Annotated in this window: 20 protein-coding genes; 10 read left to right on the plus strand and 10 right to left on the minus strand. The window is 33.3% G+C overall.

The genetic code is table 11. The annotated features are described in order from the left end of the window. The 5 genes from AB8B65_RS05870 to trxB all read left to right on the plus strand — a co-directional run. Positions 1 to 1,968: FtsX-like permease family protein (locus AB8B65_RS05870; protein ID WP_405299928.1), on the plus strand; the 1,968-nt coding region annotated here is incomplete at its 5' end. 291 nt (positions 1,969 to 2,259) lie between these two features. Continuing rightward, positions 2,260 to 3,099: a hypothetical protein gene (locus tag AB8B65_RS05875; protein ID WP_405299929.1), complete on the plus strand. Its 840-nt coding sequence runs from the start codon at positions 2,260 to 2,262 to the stop codon at positions 3,097 to 3,099. Between the two features lie 23 nt (positions 3,100 to 3,122). Beyond that, complete coding sequence (locus AB8B65_RS05880) at positions 3,123 to 3,725, plus strand: hypothetical protein (protein WP_405299930.1); 603 nt, start codon at positions 3,123 to 3,125, stop codon at positions 3,723 to 3,725. Between the two features lie 12 nt (positions 3,726 to 3,737). Beyond that, positions 3,738 to 4,007 carry a hypothetical protein gene (locus tag AB8B65_RS05885; protein WP_405299931.1) on the plus strand — a complete coding sequence of 90 codons (270 nt, stop codon included), beginning with the start codon at positions 3,738 to 3,740 and terminating at the stop codon, positions 4,005 to 4,007. A gap of 175 nt (positions 4,008 to 4,182) precedes the next feature. Continuing rightward, positions 4,183 to 5,154 carry a thioredoxin-disulfide reductase gene (gene trxB, locus AB8B65_RS05890; protein ID WP_405299932.1) on the plus strand — a complete coding sequence of 324 codons (972 nt, stop codon included), beginning with the start codon at positions 4,183 to 4,185 and terminating at the stop codon, positions 5,152 to 5,154. A 107-nt stretch (positions 5,155 to 5,261) separates the two neighbouring features. Here trxB and AB8B65_RS05895 read toward each other — a convergent pair whose 3' ends face one another. The 6 genes from AB8B65_RS05895 to AB8B65_RS05920 form a co-directional block, all read right to left on the minus strand. Next, positions 5,262 to 6,539 carry a WG repeat-containing protein gene (locus AB8B65_RS05895; RefSeq protein WP_405299933.1) on the minus strand — a complete coding sequence of 426 codons (1,278 nt, stop codon included), beginning with the start codon at positions 6,537 to 6,539 and terminating at the stop codon, positions 5,262 to 5,264. Then, positions 6,526 to 7,800 (minus strand): hypothetical protein, encoded by a 1,275-nt coding sequence (locus tag AB8B65_RS05900; RefSeq protein WP_405299934.1) that lies wholly within the window; start codon positions 7,798 to 7,800, stop codon positions 6,526 to 6,528. Before AB8B65_RS05900 ends, AB8B65_RS05895 begins: the two co-directional genes overlap by 14 nt. Positions 7,801 to 8,121: 321 nt before the next feature. Further along, positions 8,122 to 8,844 carry a head GIN domain-containing protein gene (locus tag AB8B65_RS05905; RefSeq protein ID WP_405299935.1) on the minus strand — a complete coding sequence of 241 codons (723 nt, stop codon included), beginning with the start codon at positions 8,842 to 8,844 and terminating at the stop codon, positions 8,122 to 8,124. A gap of 243 nt (positions 8,845 to 9,087) precedes the next feature. After that, entirely contained in the window at positions 9,088 to 10,806 is a 1,719-nt protein-coding gene (locus AB8B65_RS05910) for a PspC domain-containing protein (protein WP_405299936.1), read from the minus strand. After that, on the minus strand, positions 10,799 to 11,143 hold the full coding sequence (locus AB8B65_RS05915) for a PadR family transcriptional regulator (RefSeq protein ID WP_405299937.1): 345 nt from the start codon (positions 11,141 to 11,143) through the stop codon (positions 10,799 to 10,801). Before AB8B65_RS05915 ends, AB8B65_RS05910 begins: the two co-directional genes overlap by 8 nt. 126 nt (positions 11,144 to 11,269) lie before the next feature. Continuing rightward, positions 11,270 to 11,734: a DUF4870 domain-containing protein gene (locus AB8B65_RS05920; protein ID WP_405299938.1), complete on the minus strand. Its 465-nt coding sequence runs from the start codon at positions 11,732 to 11,734 to the stop codon at positions 11,270 to 11,272. A 554-nt stretch (positions 11,735 to 12,288) separates the two neighbouring features. Here AB8B65_RS05920 and AB8B65_RS05925 point away from each other — a divergent pair. The 3 genes from AB8B65_RS05925 to AB8B65_RS05935 all read left to right on the plus strand — a co-directional run bounded on the left by AB8B65_RS05925 (position 12,289) and on the right by AB8B65_RS05935 (position 13,455). Further along, positions 12,289 to 12,750 (plus strand): DUF4442 domain-containing protein, encoded by a 462-nt coding sequence (locus AB8B65_RS05925; RefSeq protein ID WP_405299939.1) that lies wholly within the window; start codon positions 12,289 to 12,291, stop codon positions 12,748 to 12,750. Between the two features lie 180 nt (positions 12,751 to 12,930). After that, the gene (locus AB8B65_RS05930; RefSeq protein WP_405299941.1) at positions 12,931 to 13,128 is read left to right on the plus strand and encodes a T9SS type A sorting domain-containing protein; all 198 of its coding nucleotides are present in this window, start codon (positions 12,931 to 12,933) and stop codon (positions 13,126 to 13,128) included. Positions 13,129 to 13,257: 129 nt separating this feature from the next. After that, a complete protein-coding gene (locus AB8B65_RS05935; protein ID WP_405299942.1) occupies positions 13,258 to 13,455 on the plus strand; it encodes a hypothetical protein in 198 nt (65 codons plus the stop codon). Between the two features lie 45 nt (positions 13,456 to 13,500). On the opposite strand, the gene AB8B65_RS05940 is transcribed toward AB8B65_RS05935, so the two are convergent. The 3 genes from AB8B65_RS05940 to AB8B65_RS05950 all read right to left on the minus strand — a co-directional run bounded on the left by AB8B65_RS05940 (position 13,501) and on the right by AB8B65_RS05950 (position 15,684). Beyond that, positions 13,501 to 14,439 (minus strand): LysR substrate-binding domain-containing protein, encoded by a 939-nt coding sequence (locus tag AB8B65_RS05940; protein WP_405299943.1) that lies wholly within the window; start codon positions 14,437 to 14,439, stop codon positions 13,501 to 13,503. Between the two features lie 233 nt (positions 14,440 to 14,672). Beyond that, entirely contained in the window at positions 14,673 to 15,098 is a 426-nt protein-coding gene (locus AB8B65_RS05945) for a DUF2141 domain-containing protein (protein ID WP_405299944.1), read from the minus strand. A gap of 433 nt (positions 15,099 to 15,531) precedes the next feature. Next, positions 15,532 to 15,684, minus strand: coding sequence for a hypothetical protein (locus AB8B65_RS05950; protein WP_405299945.1), 153 nt, complete (start codon positions 15,682 to 15,684; stop codon positions 15,532 to 15,534). A gap of 212 nt (positions 15,685 to 15,896) precedes the next feature. Here AB8B65_RS05950 and AB8B65_RS05955 point away from each other — a divergent pair, with 212 nt between their 5' ends. Both AB8B65_RS05955 and AB8B65_RS05960 read left to right on the plus strand, forming a co-directional pair. Further along, positions 15,897 to 16,130 carry a hypothetical protein gene (locus AB8B65_RS05955; RefSeq protein ID WP_405299946.1) on the plus strand — a complete coding sequence of 78 codons (234 nt, stop codon included), beginning with the start codon at positions 15,897 to 15,899 and terminating at the stop codon, positions 16,128 to 16,130. 217 nt (positions 16,131 to 16,347) lie between these two features. Further along, positions 16,348 to 18,420 carry a prolyl oligopeptidase family protein gene (locus AB8B65_RS05960; RefSeq protein WP_405299947.1) on the plus strand — a complete coding sequence of 691 codons (2,073 nt, stop codon included), beginning with the start codon at positions 16,348 to 16,350 and terminating at the stop codon, positions 18,418 to 18,420. Between the two features lie 180 nt (positions 18,421 to 18,600). Here AB8B65_RS05960 and AB8B65_RS05965 read toward each other — a convergent pair. After that, on the minus strand, positions 18,601 to 19,350 hold a 750-nt coding region (locus AB8B65_RS05965; RefSeq protein WP_405299948.1), incomplete at its 5' end, for a DUF58 domain-containing protein.

Consider the following 19,350-nt stretch of genomic DNA (forward strand, 5'->3'; position numbering starts at 1 on the left):
GCTATTGCATTGTCTACAACTCTTGAAAAGCAATTATTTGGCGATAAAGAATCGATTGGAAAAACAATTAAATACGGGAAAAAAGAATATATCGTTACAGGTGTTTACGAACTAAAAAAGCCTTCGGCGTACATGCCAAATGCAATGTTGCACAGACCAATTAGTAAAGATGAAAATTGGGGCGCTTACGGAATATACACTTTTTATAAAATTCCTAAAGGGACAGATTTAGCTTCGGTTGAACAAAAAATTTTCGATGTGTATGTCGATAAATATTATAAGCAAGAAGCGGAAGAACAAGGAATTACCCTAGACGATTATGTGTCTTTGCAAGGTTCAACTCCGATGTTGGAGCGTTTGGTAGATTTACGTTTACACGGAAAAGGCGATGAAGGCATGTTGGAAGGAAAAGGAAATTACCTGTTGCTCATTATCATGCTGAGTTTATCCGTGTTGATCATTATCATATCTAGTATCAACTTTATCAATTTGTCAGTGGCTTCGGCAAGTCAGCGCGCAAAAGAAGTTGGTGTAAAGAAAACCTTGGGTGTTTCCAAAATTGGATTGCAATTGCAATTTGGGTTAGAAATTGTAGCACAAGGAGTTATTGCCGTTTTTTTAGCGTTGATTATTGTAGAACTGTTATTGCCTATTTTTAATGCATTTATCAATAAAAATTTAACGCTCAGCAATACAACGATTATTATTCAAGTCATTTTATTGGCACTTGCCATCGCAACTATAATTGGGTTTATTACTGCGTTGTATGTTTCTAATTTTAAAACGATTAGTGTTTTAAAAGGGAATTTTTCAAGAAGTGGAAGCATGATTTTGGTTCGAAATGTAATGCTAGGGTTGCAGTTTGTAATTTCAGGGTTTTTCTTTATTGGCGGATTGGTAGTGTACGCACAAGTAAATTACATGAGTTCGAAAGATTTAGGGTTTTCGGGAGAAGAAATCTTGGTAGTTGAGTTTAACGATTCGCAAAAAAGTAGAAGCAAGCAGTACAAATTGATTAAAAATGTATTTCAAAACAATCCAAACATTGAAGATATTTCCTCAACGTTTTTAGTTCCTGGTGATGACAATGATATTTCGTTAGATGTGACGCACAAAGACATGGTTGTCGATATCAAATTTATTCCGCTCGATTTTGGACATTTAGAAATGATAAATACCAAAATTTCAAAAGGACGTTACTTTTCTAGAGACTTTGCTTCTGACACGATAAACAGTGTTATTTTTAACGAAACGGCAGCAAAACGCTTAGGAATTGCCAATGATCCGCTCAATAAGGAAGTCGGAATCAATGGTAAAAAATTTAATATTGTTGGTGTTGTGAAAGATTATCATATTGAAGGATTGGATAAAGAAATTCGCCCTGCATTTTTTATGTATTATACAGGTTTTGATTGGGTTCGTGGCGCTATGAGTACGGTTCAATTTAAAATAAAAGAAGGAAAAAAAGCAGCAGCAATCGCAGAAATTGAACGTTTTTGGACCACTGAATTAGAACCTGGTTATCCGTTTTCTTTTTACTATTTAGACAAATATTACAACAAAACCCATGACATTTATAAGAAACAACAAACCTTATTTTTTATCTTGACATTGGTCGTTATTTTTATCGCATTATTAGGCTTATTTGCTTTGGCAACACTTACCATACAACAGCGTTTAAAAGAAGTTGCTATTCGTAAAACATTGGGCGCATCTGTTAAAGAAATTATTGTGCAACTTGTAAAAAGTTTTATCAAAATTACTGGAATAGCTGTCATTATTCTATTGCCAATTGCATACTATTTAATGCAAAATTGGTTGGATAATTTTGCCTATCGAATTGACATGCCTTGGTGGCCATTTATTGTGGCACCTATCATATTATTATTGCTTGTATTTGTGGTTGTAGGCATCAAAGCTTATAACGCTACCAAAGTAGATTTAATTAAATATTTGAAGTTTGAGTAATTTTTGAAATCGGGTCTTGGGTAATAGGTTTTAGGTAATAGGTCTTGGGTGTTAGGTAGTTTCTTATGAACTAGCAAAAAACAAATCAACGAATTTGGAGTTTAGCTGTTTATGCTTTGAAACATGAAGAGTAAAAACAAATTACTGGCAACCAGCAACCAACACCTAAGACCAAAAACCAAAAACCAAAAAGCTACGTACAAACCCTTGATTTTAAAACGCGTATTTGTTACACTTTCAAATACGCGTTTAATATTGTATGTTTGGTAAAACTGACTAAAACCATATACAATGTCAACTACGGATCCTAAAACTGCGGAACCTCAACAAAATGAGGAACCTTCCCAAAAAACTATCCAAAATCAGAAAACAACATCAACGACTGTAGATCCTGTAACTACCAAGCCAGGAAAACCAGCGCCAAAAGGTGTTCACAAAGGAATTTCGGATAGAGTAATGCACGAAATTAAAGAAGAGTTAGAAAACATGCTTTCGTTTGCCATGCGAAATGGTAAAATAATTAATACGGAATTAAATCCTTTAATTGAGAGCAATAATTTGGACGATTTAATTAATGCACACAACATTCTTGCTAAGAATATTTCTCCAGCAACACCAAAATCTATCAGGTATTTAAAAACATTAAATGCGCGAGATAATAGCAAAACCATATTTAGCAAATTGCCAATTATTCGGAACTTAATCATACTTGCACTAGCATTTTTAGCACTTTTTATAGGAACTTCTTTATCAGATCAGGTAGATAATGCTTCTCTTTCAAAAGGAGTCTTAGATAATGACGGAACTTCGTTGTTGCTAAACTTATTGTTTTTATGTGCCACTTCGGGCTTAGGAGTTGTCTTTTATTTGCTGAAAAGTGTGAGTGAAGGCATCCAAAAAGGAACTTTAATGCCAGAACAATCAATTTATTATGTTGGTTTGATTGTACTCGGAATCATGTCTGGATTGATTCTTTCAGAAATTGTAGCAACGTACAACGGAGGAAAAAGTCTCACCGTTTTTAATAGTTGTGTATTAGCTCTTGTAGGAGGATTTTCTTCAGATGCAATCTTCACGGTATTACAGGGAATTATCAATAAAATTAAAGCTGTTTTTACAACGGAAGATTAACACTAATTTATAAAATATAACAAATGAAATTTATCATTAAAAGTATACTAACCTTAGGTGTTTTTATAGGTGTTGTTTCTTGCGCATCTATTCCGGCATCTACGGCAACGTTATCACAAGAAGTGATTTCGGAAGCCAATTCAATGCACCAATTAAACATTGCATTGGTCAATAAATTGTTTGAAGAGCGAAAAGATAAAGTAGACGCGTTTATGAACAATCAATACATTCCAACATACGTAACCAAATTACAGGCAAATATGCCTTCTGGTGTAGATGTAAACGCTGAATTGCCAAATATTTTAAAAAGTGTAATGCCAGTTATCAATAGAAAACGCGATTCGCTTCACGGTTTGTTGGAAACCCAACGCGATCGAATGGTTACTTCGTTAAATACGAACTTTGCAGAATATCAGCAAGCAACGACGACATTACAAAACTTGATCAGTTCTGCGGTAAAATTGAAACAATCGGAACAACAAACACTCGCGCAAATACAGAGTTTGACGAATACCAATATCAACGTTGGGAAAATTCAAAACCATTTGGATAGTTTATTAGTCAAAACAGGAAATGGATTTGATAAGCTTCTTAAAGTAGAATCAGCAATTAAAGGAAACAACTAAAATAGAAATAATATGAGTGGAATAAATTGGGATAACTTGGCAAACCAAGCAGCAGCACAAACAGATGCTGAATTTCAAACAACTATTGCAGGTTTGACACAAATGAATGTTTCAGAAATAGATCAATTCATTAAAGAAAGTAGTATTTCAAATGCAAATGCTATCAAAGTACTCAAAGAAATCAATGATGCAGCAGCTTCAAACTCGGCAAAAGCAGATGCGATTGCTAATATTGATAATGGTGTAAAATTTTTAGTAAGCTTGGCGAATAAAATAGTGTAATAGACACCTATAAATCAATTATATATTAACAAAGCAATACTGTATTCTATACGGTATTGCTTTTTTGGTAAAAGATATCAAACACTTAGATGCTATTTGTTAATAAATTTTATGTAAGGAATTCAGATAAAAAGCTACTTTTGTTAAAAAGCGTTTAATATTAAGAAAAAAGAATATGTCAGATACAAATACAGCATTAGATTGTTTAATTATAGGAAGTGGACCTGCGGGTTATACAGCCGCAATTTATGCCGCTAGAGCAGACATGAGTCCAGTAATGTACACAGGAATGGAACCTGGAGGACAATTAACAACGACCACAGAAGTAGATAACTTTCCTGGCTATCCAAATGGTACGGATGGAACAGCAATGATGGAAGATTTAAAAAATCAAGCCACACGTTTTGGAACTGATGTTCGTTTTGGATATGCAACTCGTGTAGATTTTTCGAAAGAAGCAGGAGGAATTCATAAAGTATATGTCGATGATGGAAACGGAGAACAAGAGTTCTTAGCAAAATCAGTTATTATTTCTACAGGCGCTTCTGCCAAATATTTAGGTTTGGAAAGTGAAGAACGTTTAAAAGGTGGTGGTGTTTCGGCATGTGCTACTTGTGATGGTTTCTTTTACAAAGGACAAGATGTTATTGTTGTTGGTGGAGGAGATACCGCAGCAGAAGAAGCAACCTACTTAGCAAAATTGTGCAAAAAAGTAACGATGCTTGTTCGTAAAGACGAAATGCGTGCAAGTAAAGCAATGCAACACCGTGTAAATGCTACTGAAAACTTAGATGTATTGTACAATACGGAATTGGATGAGGTTTTAGGAAATATGGTTGTAGAAGGCGTTCGTGTTGTAAACAATCAAACGAAAGAGAAGCATGAAATTCCAGTTACAGGAGTTTTTATTGCAATTGGACACAAACCAAATACGGATATGTTTAAAGGAATTTTAGACATGGATGATACAGGATATTTAATTACAGGCGCAAAATCTACCAAAACAAATTTACCAGGAGTATTTGCAGCTGGAGATGTGCAAGATAAAGAATATCGTCAGGCAGTTACAGCTGCAGGAACAGGTTGTATGGCAGCATTAGATGCAGAACGTTATTTGTCTGCTGTTGAAGATGTGGTAGAAGCGTAAACGATTTTAGACTTTTCAATCAAACGAAATCAATTATATATAAAACCGCGTAAAATGTATGTTTACGCGGTTTTTTGTTGATTTATTTTGTGATGAAAGGCTTTTGCTTATTTCGTATAATATTCGTTCATATTTGCATCTAAATAAAAGACAACACCATATTTTTTTACTTTGAGAAGCGTTTGCTGATTTTTTTGAAATTCATGATAAGGAACCGTTTCTAAAAACTCATAACCGGCCAAAGATTTTTTCTTCGTTTTTGTGGCATAAAATATAGCAAGATTGTCTTTTTGAAAGATAAAAATAGTGTCTTCATTTTCGAATTTGTCATAGTCCACAGGAAGTAATTGCGTACCACTTGCATCAAACAATCCGTATTTTTCGTCATTTTCAACCACAAAATACCCTTTATATGAATAGTCAGACATTTTGATATCTTCATAGGCTGGCGGAACCGTTTCGCGGTTTTTTTCCAAATCGTAGACACCTAACAAAGAGTTATTGTCTTTTGTAAACGTGTAGAATCGATTATATCGATAATAATTTTCTTGAAAAGAATAGCCTTCTTTGGATAGTGTTTCATACCGTTTTTCATATTGAAAATAATCACTTTCTGTATCTGCACGAACAGTCATTTCTACAGATTCTTCATATTGTTTGTTTTTTAGTTTGGATAGTTTTGAGGTGAATAATCCGTAAAATTCATCCGTAATAATATACTTTGTTTCTTTTGCATCACTCACGCTCCAAATACAAAATGCTTCGTTGCGGTTGCGTGTTTTTGGAAATTTGATATGAATATTTGCTTTTTCATGTACAATTTCATCCGCAAGCATTTCCCAACCATCTTCTAAATTTCGAGTAGATAAAAAACCAGCGACCAAAATGATTTGATCATATTGCACGGGAATTTTCTCTTTACCGGAAAGTTCAAGAATTCCTATGTTATCTTTTTTTTGCGCAACTACATAATCATAACGATAATTGAGCGTGTCATAAACAAACTTTGTCAGAAACTTTTCTTGATGCAAAATGGCAAATTTTCCTTTTTTATCCTGTGCGATATAATAATTAGGATTGTAGTGTATTTTTACTTCGTCTAATTGCTTGTATTTTGTTGGAATGACCAATGTACCATTCGCATTCACCAATCCCCAAAAACCATTTCGTTTGACTTTGGCGAGTTTTGCAGATTTTTTCTTTTCAATATAATGTGTAAAGTGAGAAACACTGTCGTATTCCGCTTTTACTTTCACCTTTCCGCTCATGGTTTTAAATCCCCATTTTGAGCCAACTCTGTTGGGAATCAGTATATCATTTTGCGCTATTGACATCGTGCAACTCAACAATATGATAAGTAATGTTATATATTTAATTCTTGACATCGAGTGTAATTTTTTTAGAAGTTTTAACGGTACTTAACTCCGTAGTATATCGATAATAGTGTGAGAATGATTGCGATTTTACAACTTCACCTTTTGGCAAGTTGAAATAGGGAAACAAGTAACTAGTATCGATTTCCGATTTTTCATCCATGACAATTGTACAAATTTCATTGGATCGTTTGTCTATAAAAATATAGGTTGTTAGTTCACGACCATCTTGCATTTTTTTATTCACTAGGGTTGGTGTGCTGTATTCATCACAATCCTCACCTCCATACTCTTTTTTAGCTTTTTTTACTTGAAATGTATCAGCTACAATAGGACCGAGCACTGCTATTCTTAAGTCGCGCATAAAAAGGAATTTATCACTATTTGTATCGTTAGCATCATATAGTTGCAGAAATATTTTCTGTTTGTCATTCCAATATGCAGTAGTTGTATCTTTTCTCACTTCTTCCGTAAAACGGAGTTTTTCAACAGTAGACCTATACTTTGTTTTGTATAAAAAAGTTGCTGTTGCTGGAATTTTTGGTAACTGGCTAATTTCAATATCTTTTAAAAATCGCTCTTCTTCACAGTCATTTTTTTGTGCTTGTACTGCGTTAGAAGTATCCATAAACAGATCAAACTTAGATGTAAGCCATCGTTTGCTTTCCTTCTGATAGCGTATTAATGCCACATCAATTTCAATTCCGTTGTGAACAATAGCGAGTACTTTTTCGTCTTTAGGAATTGCATTCATCAGTCCAAAACTGCGGTACAAGTCTGTAAGTTGATTATTTTGATCACTTTTACCAATCCAAATTTCCATATTTAAAAAGGAAGGTGTTATACTATATTTCTCAGCTTTTTGCCCATAAATAATTTTTTTGTCGCCTGTTTTTGTAAATCCACCCTTTTTAAAAAACGTTGTATACGGCGTCATTTTAAGTGCACCATTTATTTTCGTTAAAACCATATTGTGTTTTGGCATTAATACGATGTCGTTGGATTCATATCGTTCAGAATCTCTTGGTTTATCAAGATGAAACAAGTAATAATCATCATAGAATACTTGATGATATATTAAATCTGAGAAGTGTCTGCGGTAAAAATTAAAGGACTTTTTTGTTTTGGGAATGCCCGTTTCAGCATTTTTGGCAACATGCAAATCTTTTATTGGATAGGTTCTATTTCCAATAGTAACTCGCAAACCTTGTGCCGTTAAGTTTGAACAGAAAAAGAACACAAACACTAAGAAATAGGGTAGTTTTAATGACATTCGTTGAATTTTATAGTGCAAAATAACATTCTCTTACGACACTAAAAACAAAAAGCTTCGAAATTAATTCGAAGCTTTTTGGTGAGATAGGTTTGGTTGTTGTGACGTTTTATTTTGTGGTTTATAGATGTATTATCTATCAAGTAGTAACATTTTTAAATTGACGAATAAATGAATATCGAATAACAAATAAACAAATAAACAAATAACAAATAACGAATAACGAATAACGAATAACGAATAAGCGAATATCGAATAACAAATAAACAAATAAACAAATATCGAATAGTCAAATCGACAAACTAACAAATCAACGAAAAACTACTTCTTATGAATACCGCCTGCTGACGACTTATTTTTTGAAACCGACTCTGGATTTCCATAATAGTTTACATCGCCAGCGCTAGAGCTACTTGCAACGAGTCTGTCAGTTACATTTACAGTAATATCTGAAGCACTACTTGCTGTGGCATTGCAGTTTTTTACGGTTAATTCTCTTGCGTAAATATCGCTTGCGCTGCTTGCGTCGGCTTCAAGCGTTTCGGCAATTCCTGAAATTTTAATCTTTGCAGCACTAGAAGCAGTACATGTAACATTATCTACTTCAATTTCTAGGTCAATATCAGCACTGCTAGAACTTTCTATTTCAATAGATTCTGCAAAAATAACAGACGTTCCGTATACGTCGGCTCCGCTACTACTTTCAATTCTATCAATATTAGGCAAGCTTACACGTACTTTTTTTGATTTGCAACGGCCAATATTTTTTTCAGTATGAATTCTTAATGTACCATTTCTAATATCTGTGGAAATAAGTCCAATAATATTTTCATCGGCTTCTACCTCGATAGAAGTAGTTTCAGACTGTGTAATGTATACATCTAATCCTTCGGAAGCTCTGATAACGGTAAAGTCGTCGTCTACGTCTCTGTCTTCAATAACGACATTTCGGTTTCCTTTAATGCCTGAGTTAAAATTAAATTCGCAAGAAGTGATAAGTAAACTTAAAATTGCAATGGCGATAATTCGTGCTATGGTGATCATAATAGTTAGTGTTTTAAAAATATTTTTTGATGATGATGTTTTAATGTACTGACAAACAATCCAACTACTAAAACTATGATGAGTAGTTTTAGTAGTAAAATGTATGGACTGTGAATTGCTCATTTTTTGATTGATGTTTTTTCAACTACGCTCAGTATGATATATTTTTACCCTGAGCGAAGTCGAAGTGTTGATTGATTGATTGATTGATTTTTTTTATTATCTTACCTAATATCCAGCTTCCTAATTCCCATCAGAAATACTATCCGTAGGAACGTTTCTATCGTTGTCTCTTGTATTTGAGTTATTCGTGTTTTCAGTCTGATTTCTTTTTCGGCGTTTGCGACTTTTTGATTTTGATGGCGGACAATCTAAACATTGTAATTCTTCATTTACAACTTGGTGGTAAAATTCTGCTGATTTACTTGGTAGAATATCGCCAGAATCTCTATGGTTTCTGTGAAATGATTCTGTGTTTTTATGCGGGTAAATAATAGCGCCTTCAGGTAAAAACAATTCAATTACGACTTCTTGATTGTTGTATTTATCGTCTTTATCAAACAAAAAATAACCATCAAGCTTCAATGTATTATTTTCAAATACATGATTGTAGTTGATTCCTTGAGCGCGTTGGCGTGCGTCTTCCTCAGTAAGTCCGTTTGCACTTCGGTTAATGCGAATTCTAGCATTTTCTTTTTGCGTAGATTTCACTATTAGTTGTACTGAGCGTGAGAAAAGTATTTCGTTTCCATTTTCATCATATTCTACTCTGTAGTCGTGTCGATGTCTACTTAGCGAAACTTTAAAATCTTCATTCCTTACCATTTTCACTTTAATGGTATCGTTTTTACTAATTGCTAATTCTGTACTAGATGAAATTGAAATTTCTTTATTTTGATGCAAAGCAGCACTCGAAGCTATATAGGCAACACCTAAACAAGCAGCAATCCATAATACAATTAAGCTTGTTTTAGCTGTGGTTCCGATTGATTTAGAATTTTTTACTAAAATTTTCATTCCCAAAATAAACAATACCAATGCAGGAATTCCAACAGTAAACAAAGCGAGCAATGCTAATATCCATGGTGATGTTTGATTTAAAATACCCAAGTCTTCATAATTGAAGAAATCTCTCCCTTCAAAAAAATCAATACTAAAGAAGCCAAAACCAAGTGCAGACATGATTACGCTAATTAAAATAGAAGCTGCTGCAATGATGAAAATAACTCCAAAAAACTTACCAAATATCTTTAAAAAGGTTTCTATAATATGTCCTATGGAATCAAAAAAGGAAGATGCGCCTTTTTTGGCTTTTTGTCCAACTTCTTCAAAATTTACATCTTGTAAAGTTTCATGAACATCATCAAGCCCTTCTTTTATCTTTTTTTCTATATTGCTGATGTTCGCGGGCTTTCCCGCCATTGCTAGTTTTTCACTTGTTGTGGTTGCTTTCGGAATAATTACCCATAAAATAAAATAGACAAGTACGGGCGATCCAACTCCAGCAAAAGCTATAATAATAGCAAACAAACGAACCCATAAGGTATCTAGTCCAAAATACTGAGCAAACCCTGCACATACACCTGCAATAGTTCTGTTGTCATAATCTCGGTATAACTTTCGAGTCGATTCTGCTCCAGTTCCTGTTTGATTATTAGAAGTTGAAGTTGTTTTTGGTTCATCTTCAAAGATTTCGTCATCTACGAGATAATCTTCAGGTTGCCCCATGATGTCAATGACTTCTTGTACTTCTTTCATGCCAACTACTTGTCGGTCCGTCTTTAAACGTTCTGCAAAAAGTTCGGCAACTCTAGCTTCAATATCGGCAAGAATTTCGTCTCTTCCTTGCGAGTCTGTAAATGAACGTTTTATGGCGTTCAAATAACGCTGCAAGTTTTTATATGCGTCTTCATCAATATGAAAAAACATATTTGCTAAATTTATATTGATTGTCTTATTCATTGTTAGTATTTTTTTGTCGTGTTACGAGTGATACAGCTTTTTGTAAATTGTCCCAAGTAGTATTCAGTTCTTTAAGAAATAAGCGTCCAGTTTCGGTAAGCCCATAATATTTTCTTGGTGGTCCGGAAGTCGATTCTTCCCAGCGATAACTCAATAAACCTGCATTTTTTAGTCTTGTTAGTAGGGGATAAATAGTTCCTTCTACAACAAGCATTTTTGCGTCTTTAAGCGTTCCAAGTATTTCTGCAACATACGCATCTTGATCTTTTAAGATGGATAAAATACAATACTCTAACACGCCTTTACGCATTTGCGCTTTTGTGTTCTCTATCTTCATGTTTTCATGTGTCTTTTAATGTTTCTGTTCGTTTTTTGATTGATGATGATTGATGATTTACACTGAACCTAGTCGAAGTGTGATTGATGATTTTGCACCAAGCCTAGCCAAAGTGTAATGTTGTTTTTATTTGATGAACTTGTACGTAAATGGATAGCGATAACGTTCACCTTCATTTGCTTTCATTGCTGCCACAATGGTATACGTAATATTTACTGCAAAAAATAATAATGCGCCTAATGCTACAATAACTCCAATAATAGAAAATCCGAAAATATGTGCTCCTTCTTCAATATTGATTGAATTATGATTGAACCAGAAAATATCCCAAGTATCTAAATGCTTTACGCCAAATGCAAACAAAAATGGAATACTCAACATGGTAGCTGCAATTTTGTAACAAAGCAAACTCAATTGAAAATTTAGTACTTCTTTTCCGTGATGATCTACATAGTCAGAATCTTTTTTGTACATCGACCACAAAATGATAGGAAGTATAAAATTTCCGAAAGGAAAAAAGTATTTACTAAACGAAGCTACATGTAAAACAGTAGCCACATTTTTGTCGTGATTTGTTAGAGTTGATTCCATAACCTATTATTTTCTTATGCAAATATATGGTTTAAAAAAGGTATTATGCAAAACATAGTACTAAAAATTAACAAAAAATTAACAATTTGAATGTTTACTGTTTAAAGAGTTGATTTAGATTTAAAGTATTGTTAATAAGTAGTTTAAATGTTTTTTTTGACAACTAAAAAGTGAATTTTAGCATGCTGGTGTTAAAATAATTTCCTAATTAAGAAAAACGATAAACGCTTAATTTTTGAATGAATCAAGAATGTAAAATCGTAGCCTAAAGGCAAAATTATCATAAATATATAGAATTTATAAAGCAAACAGATGTCATTATTTAAGATGGTATTTGTGTGATGGATTCTTCAGATAGTGTTGACAATTCATACTATAATTCTTATACGCTTGTATACTAACTTTTTAAACTAAAAATTAAAAAAAAGTGCAATACATGTGCTAACGAAATAGATAAGCGAGTTGATCTCTTTATTTTTTCACAATCACTCAAATTTCTTTGTGCGCATAACTTATTTTTTCGTAATTTGCTATGCGTGCATAAAATATAATTCATGAGACTGACTCCATCCAAAATCAACAAATTTGTATTATTCAAACTTCCATCGGCATACTTTTCGGGTGTGCGATTAAAAGAAATTACCCGAGAAGCGGCAACAGTAACTGTAAAACATCGTTGGATTAATCAAAATCCGTTTAAATCACTGTATTGGGCTACACAAGGAATGGCTTCTGAGTTGGCAACTGGTGTATTGGTGATTCAAGAAATAGAAAACGCAGGAGAAAAAATTTCGATGTTGGTACGATCGCAAAAAGGAACATTCACAAAAAAAGCTACAGGACGCATTCGTTTTATTTGTAACGATGGACTTAAAGTGAAAGCAGCTATTGAAACCGCCGTAAAAACAGGAGAAGGACAAAGTTTAACGCTATATGCAGAAGGTTTTGACGAATCGGGTGAAAGTGTCTCAAATTTCGAATACGAATGGGGAATTAAGCTCCGAAAGAAAAAATAAGTAGTTTGTAACAAATTGTATTTATTCTCATCTAATAGTCTGTAATCAAACATTACACTTGGTTACTTTAAAAGCCAACGACAACCAACACAGCAACAACAACTGTAGCAAACCCGTTGAGTATTTCTGAAGAAAATCTGGAAACAGCACATATAAACATGTATCCAAACCCAGAATGGAATGGTATACATAAAAACCAAAGAACCATTAACTGCGCTTGAAATAAGAACGCTTGATGGGCGACTTGTACAACACGAACTTACACAAACGAGCAACAATCAATACGAACTGAATCTTTCAAAAATTGCCACAGGAATGTATCTTGTAAGTACGGTTACAAACGCACGTAGGACAATTAGTGAAATTGTTAAAAGGTGATGACTTTACTGTTAAAGTTTTGTTGAAGAAGTGTAAACATAAATTTTTTTTACTACATTTATAAAGCTAAAAAAAACGCCTATACACGAAAACTACGCTAAAAAATTTTAACCTAAACCCTCGTTAAATATGGCAAGAGCGATGTTTGATTACACTAAAACTATACTCAAAAAAGTAAGTTTTGATCCATCACTGTTTTGTAAAGAATTAGAAAAAGCTTTGCAACGATTGCTGCCTCACGAAATAGAAGAATTGAAAATTTGGATCAATTCTCTCGTTACAGCAAATCCACAATTAGATCAATGTTTAATTTATTTAAAACCATAAAAAAAGCCGCGATACGTCGCGGCTTTTTTAGTATATCTATTTTCACTATTGCTGTACAGGACTAATAATTTGTACATTATGAAAAGCAATAGCTCCGCGTACAATTCCCATAATTACACCGCGTAAGGCTTCTATAATCTGCATTTTTAATTCGCTTTTATGAAATAGCAAACTCACTTCTCGCGCAGGTCTTGGTTCTTTAAAATGACGTAAATATTTACGTTCAGATTCTTTAATATCTAACGTATGTAAATAGGGAAGTAGCGTCATGCCCAAATCTTCATTCGATAATTTAATCAAAGTTTCAAAGCTTCCACTTTCTAGCTGAAAATGATCGTCTACAGCGTTTTTAGGCACTTTGCAAAGGTTAATAACGCCATCTCTAAAGCAATGTCCATCTTCTAATAATAATATATCGTCAATATCTAAATCGGCTGTTTCAAGCTCTTTTTTATCAAATAAACGATGATTTTCAGTAGTATATCCAACAAATGGTTCGTAATACAATACGCGTTCTTTAATTTGATCGTACCCAAGTGGCGTTGCAGCAATTGCGGCGTCTAAATGTCCTTCGTTCAGTCTTTTAATGATGGTTTCTGTAGTTAACTCTTCAATTTTTAAATTTACTTTCGGATACTTCTTAATAAACGTTTTCAAAAACATGGGCAATAAAGTTGGCATAATTGTCGGAATAATTCCCAACCTAAATTCGCCACCAATAAAACCTTTTTGCTGATCTACAATATCTTGCATTCTCCCAGATTCATTGACAATATTGCGTGCCTGATCTACTATTTTTCTACCGATTTCCGTGAGTTGAATTGGTTTCTTACTTCTATCAAAAATCTGAATCTCTAATTCATCTTCTAATTTTTGTATTTGCATGCTCAAAGTAGGTTGCGTTACAAATGACTTCTGCGCGGCAAGGGTGAAATTTTGGTGTTCGGCTACAGCCAAAACATATTGTAATTGTGTAATTGTCATTGTTGTTATCAATTTAAGTGATAAAAATATAAAAACTATCAATAAAACTTATATTAAATTTCGTTAAATATGAAAGAATATTGTTTAAATAAAAAGTGAGTATGTAATTGGTTGATTACTAGTTATTTCTTGTTTGTAAATGTTTATTGTGTATTCAATTTTAAACGACTATAAAAGCAAAAAGCGATCAAATATAGTGATCGCTTTTCCTTTATGTAATACTTAGAATCTAACTAAAGAACAATTTTTAAGTTGACATCAGTATCACTTACTGTAAACTTCGATGGTCCAAATTCTGGTGGTCCGTAACTCATAGGATTGTTTGACGTTCCATAATCTTCTAAAGGCATTCTACCTTCGTCAAAATCCATTTGTCCATTGTTATTTTCGTCATGAATGCTAATAATTGCGTATTCCCCTTTTGGTACATTTGTAAACGTAACCTTTACTTTATTGCCTTCAATTTTGCTACTTGTTGCTTTCACAGGATCCGTTTTCATAAATGTACTTTCCGTATATAAGGCAAATAATACTTGTCCGTTGTTGTTTTTAAGTTTATCAACAGTTACGGTAATAGTAGCACCTTCTTCGGAAGCTATTTGTGCTGTTGTTGTAAAAATTCCTGTAAAGAAAACTGCGATTAAGAGTAAATTTTTCATAATTGTGATTGTTTATTGATTAATGATTTGTTTTTTATTCAATAACACTGAGCGGAGTCGAAGTGTTGTTTGATGATTCAAAAGTGCATAGAAAACGGAAGAGTGCATAAAAAAAGATACCTAACTGTAATTTTTGATGGATGAATTGTAAAAAAATGAAGAAAATTGCTTTTTTGGGAACTTTTTTAAATGACACAGCGTCTATATATATAGTAGCACATAGAAGTATGATGATATGAAAGCGTCACGGTTTTTTAGGTTACCAAATTATATTTAAGACTTACATATCACGTATTTACATTGTCGTTAGTTATTGATTTAGGTTAGCAAACTCCGTTGGAAAGCGGAGTTTTTTTGTGAAAAGTAGAGAAATGTTATGAAAAAAGCGATCCTAAGATCGCCTTGTGTATGCTATTAATGTGTGATTTTGTGTTTAGTTTGCACACATCCAACCGCCAACACATCTACCTCCTGGACAATCACTGTCGCGTGTACAAAATGGCGGATAATTTCCTCCTGCAATTGTTTTTTGTTTAGACTTCTCAATTAATTTAGTTCCTGAAATGTTTTCAATGTTTTTTAACATAATGTGTGTTATTTAGTAATTTATGATTAGAAATGTAAGTTAAAGAATTTAATAATCAGCTATTTACAGTAAAACCGTAATTTTAGTAAGAATAATTAGTATTTTTTTATCGACATATATTTTACAATTCATAAATCACGAGATAGATTCTTTTTTTAATCCATGTTTTATATTCAACTTCAAAGTAATATTTAACTTAAAATGATATAATTATGAAAAAAAAGAAGCTAAATCACTTGAATTTAAACAAGAAAACCATTTCTAAATTTGACAAAGATTCAGTAAATGGTGGTGCAACTTTATGGTGTGTAACTAACTTTTCGTGTCCTTCTGGTTTGCCGTGCGATGTTATTATTTCCGTAGCAAACGGAACTGATGGCGATTGTGTACAAACTTGGGGAGATCCTGGTTGCATTACAGGAATTGATGCTATTTGTAAGCAATAGTAACTTACGAGCGGACTTCGGTTCGCTTTTTTTGTTTATGATAATGGCAAATCAAATTGTATATGTATAATCTTTGTTTTACTTTTATAGAAAATAATAGGAAGCTATTATAAGAAAGTTTTTCTCTCCCCTTTCTAAATATATTTTACCAATTAAAAAGAACAAGTTGGCAGTACTGTCGCTTAGGATAAGAATACAATACATTAAACAAGAAATAATGATAAAAAACACTTTATTTTTTCTAGCAATTTTCACTTCACTATTTACAATGCAAGCTCAAGAAGATCCTTATCTATGGTTAGAAGATGTCGAGAGCGAAAAATCACTAGAATTTGTTAACAAGCAAAATAAAATCACAGAGGATAAATTAAGTCGTACTCCTGAATATCAAGATATTTATGAAAAATCATTAGAAAGATATAATTCTAAAGATCGCATTGTGTATCCTTCAACCTATGGTGAGTATGTTTATAATTTTTGGAAAGATGAAAAACATGTAAGAGGTATATGGAGAAGAAGTTTAAAGTCAAAATACATGGACGGAAATCCATCATGGGAAACGCTCCTAGATTTAGATGAAATGTCTAAAACTGATGGTGTAAAATGGGTTTACGAAGGTGCGCGTGGTTTATATCCAAATTATAATATATTTCTTGTTAGCTTCTCAAAAGGTGGTAGTGATGCAACTATTGAAAGAGAATTTGATGTGAATACAAAGACATTTGTAGAAGATGGTTTTTATATTCCAGAATCTAAGAGTCGTGAAAGTTATGTGGACGAAAATACGCTGATTATATCTTCCGATTTTGGAGAAAACACATTGACCACTTCCGGATATCCAAGACAAGTTAGACTATGGAAAAGAGGAACATTATTAAAAGATGCGACACTTCTATATGAAGGTGAAGTAGATGACATCATAGTATCAGGGTATGTACTTCGCGACAAGAAAACCAAGTATATAGGTGTTGTATGTTATACTTCTAGTACTGATATTTCTAATTTTTTATTTGTTGGTAATCAACAAATAAAATTGGACATTCCAAGTGATACCTATCCCGAAAATCTGATAAACAATCAGTTAGTTCTAAAATTACAATCAGATTGGAACGTAAATAATAAAATTTACAAACAAGGTTCACTAATCAGCTTAAACTTTACGGAATTACTAAAAGGAAACAAACAGATTCAATTAATTATTGAACCAGATGAATCATCGAGTATAGAAGAAGTTTTAAAAACAAAAAATAAACTTCTCATAAACTTACTTCACAATGTAAATAGTGAATTGTACATATATGCTTATGTAAATAATAAATGGATACGTGAAAAAGTGAAGGCGCCTGATTATGGTAGAATTTCCATTACCAATATGAATACATTATCTGACGAATATTTTTTCACATATAGCAACTTTCTTACACCAACTACGTTGTACATTGCAAATGCGCAAACCAACACATTCAAACCTTTCAAATCGCTTAGACCCTTTTTTGATGGTGACAAATACAAAGTAAATCAATACATGTCAACATCAAAAGATGGCACACAAATACCTTATTTTGTAGTAGCTGCTAAAGACATGAAAACAGATGGAACTAATCCTACGCTTTTATATGCTTATGGCGGATTTGAAATATCTATGAAACCATTTTATTCTGCTACTTACGGAACGGCATGGTTAGATAATGGAGGTGTATTTGTGCTTGCCAATATTCGTGGAGGAGGCGAATTTGGCCCAAAATGGCATCAAGCTGGATTGAAAGAAAAACGACAAAATGTTTTTGATGATTTTCATTCTGTAGCAGAAGACTTGATTGCAAAAAATATAACGTCACCAAAACATTTAGGCATTTCAGGAGGAAGCAACGGTGGATTATTAGTTGGTGTAGCCTTTACGCAACGACCTGATTTATATAATGCAGTCGTTTGCCAAGTTCCATTATTAGATATGAAACGCTATAACAAGTTACTAGCTGGTGCTAGTTGGGTGGGAGAATATGGAAATCCAGATATTCCAGAAGAATGGGATTATATTAAAAAATATTCTCCATATCATAACCTAAAAAAGAATGTTGAATATCCTGAAGTCTTCTTTTATACGTCAACTCGTGATGATCGTGTACATCCAGCGCATGCTAGAAAAATGGCAGCAAAAATGATGGATATGGGCTATCCAGTTTATTATTATGAAAACATTGAAGGAGGTCATGGAGGCACCTCAACAAATGAGCAAAGTGCAAAATCTACTGCGATGCGATTTTCATATTTATTAATGAAATTAAAGTAGTGGGCGTATTGAAAGAATTGCCATTAAATATGCCTCTTTCATGACAAATATCTAATAATGGATCGATTTGAGTTGAATGATTATTTTGAGCGCACACTTGAAAAGTGAACCCTAAAAAAACAAGGTAGAAATTAAAATTAGTCTATGTAAAATTTAGTTGTCAAGTATAAAGCTTAAAATTTACACCAACCCACGAGCCTTCATCTCCAAATACTTATTAATAGCATCAATTGTCAAATTCTCTGGAGTCGTGAGAATAGAATGAATTCCGTATTTTTTGAGTTCGTTGACAATCAAGCGTTTTTCGAAGGAGAATTTTTCAGCAATCACCTTGTCATACGCTTCTTGAATGGTGGCTGCATCGTTTTCAATAAGCTGGTTCAGTTCCGTGTTTTTAAAGAAAACCACGACTAATAAATGACTTTTGGCAATTCCTTTTAAATACGGCAATTGTCGGTTGAGCGCTTCTACCGTTTCAAAGTTTGTATACAATAATAGCAAACTACGGTGTTTTATATTTTGCTTGATATTTGCGTACAATCTCCCAAAATCAGATTCGTAAAAGTCCGTTTTTACATTATACAACGCTTCTAAGATGAGGTTCATTTGTGAACTTCGCTTTTCCGCAATCACCATATTATCTACCTTTTTTGAAAAGCTGAACATGCCGGCTTTGTCTTGCTTTTTCAACACAACATTACTCATCACCAACGTTGCGTTGATGGCATAATCGAGCAGACTCAATTCATCAAAAGGCATTTTCATCATACGCCCTTTATCAATCACAGAATACCCAGGTTGCGATTTCTCGTCTTGGTACTGATTCACCATCAACTGTCGCTGTTTTGCCGTTGCTTTCCAGTTAATAGTACGCAAATCGTCTCCAATTACATATTCTTTAATCTGTTCAAACTCCATTGTATGTCCGAT

Origin of the sequence: Kordia sp., assembly GCF_045105435.1 — a bacterium.
GTDB lineage: Bacteria > Bacteroidota > Bacteroidia > Flavobacteriales > Flavobacteriaceae > Kordia.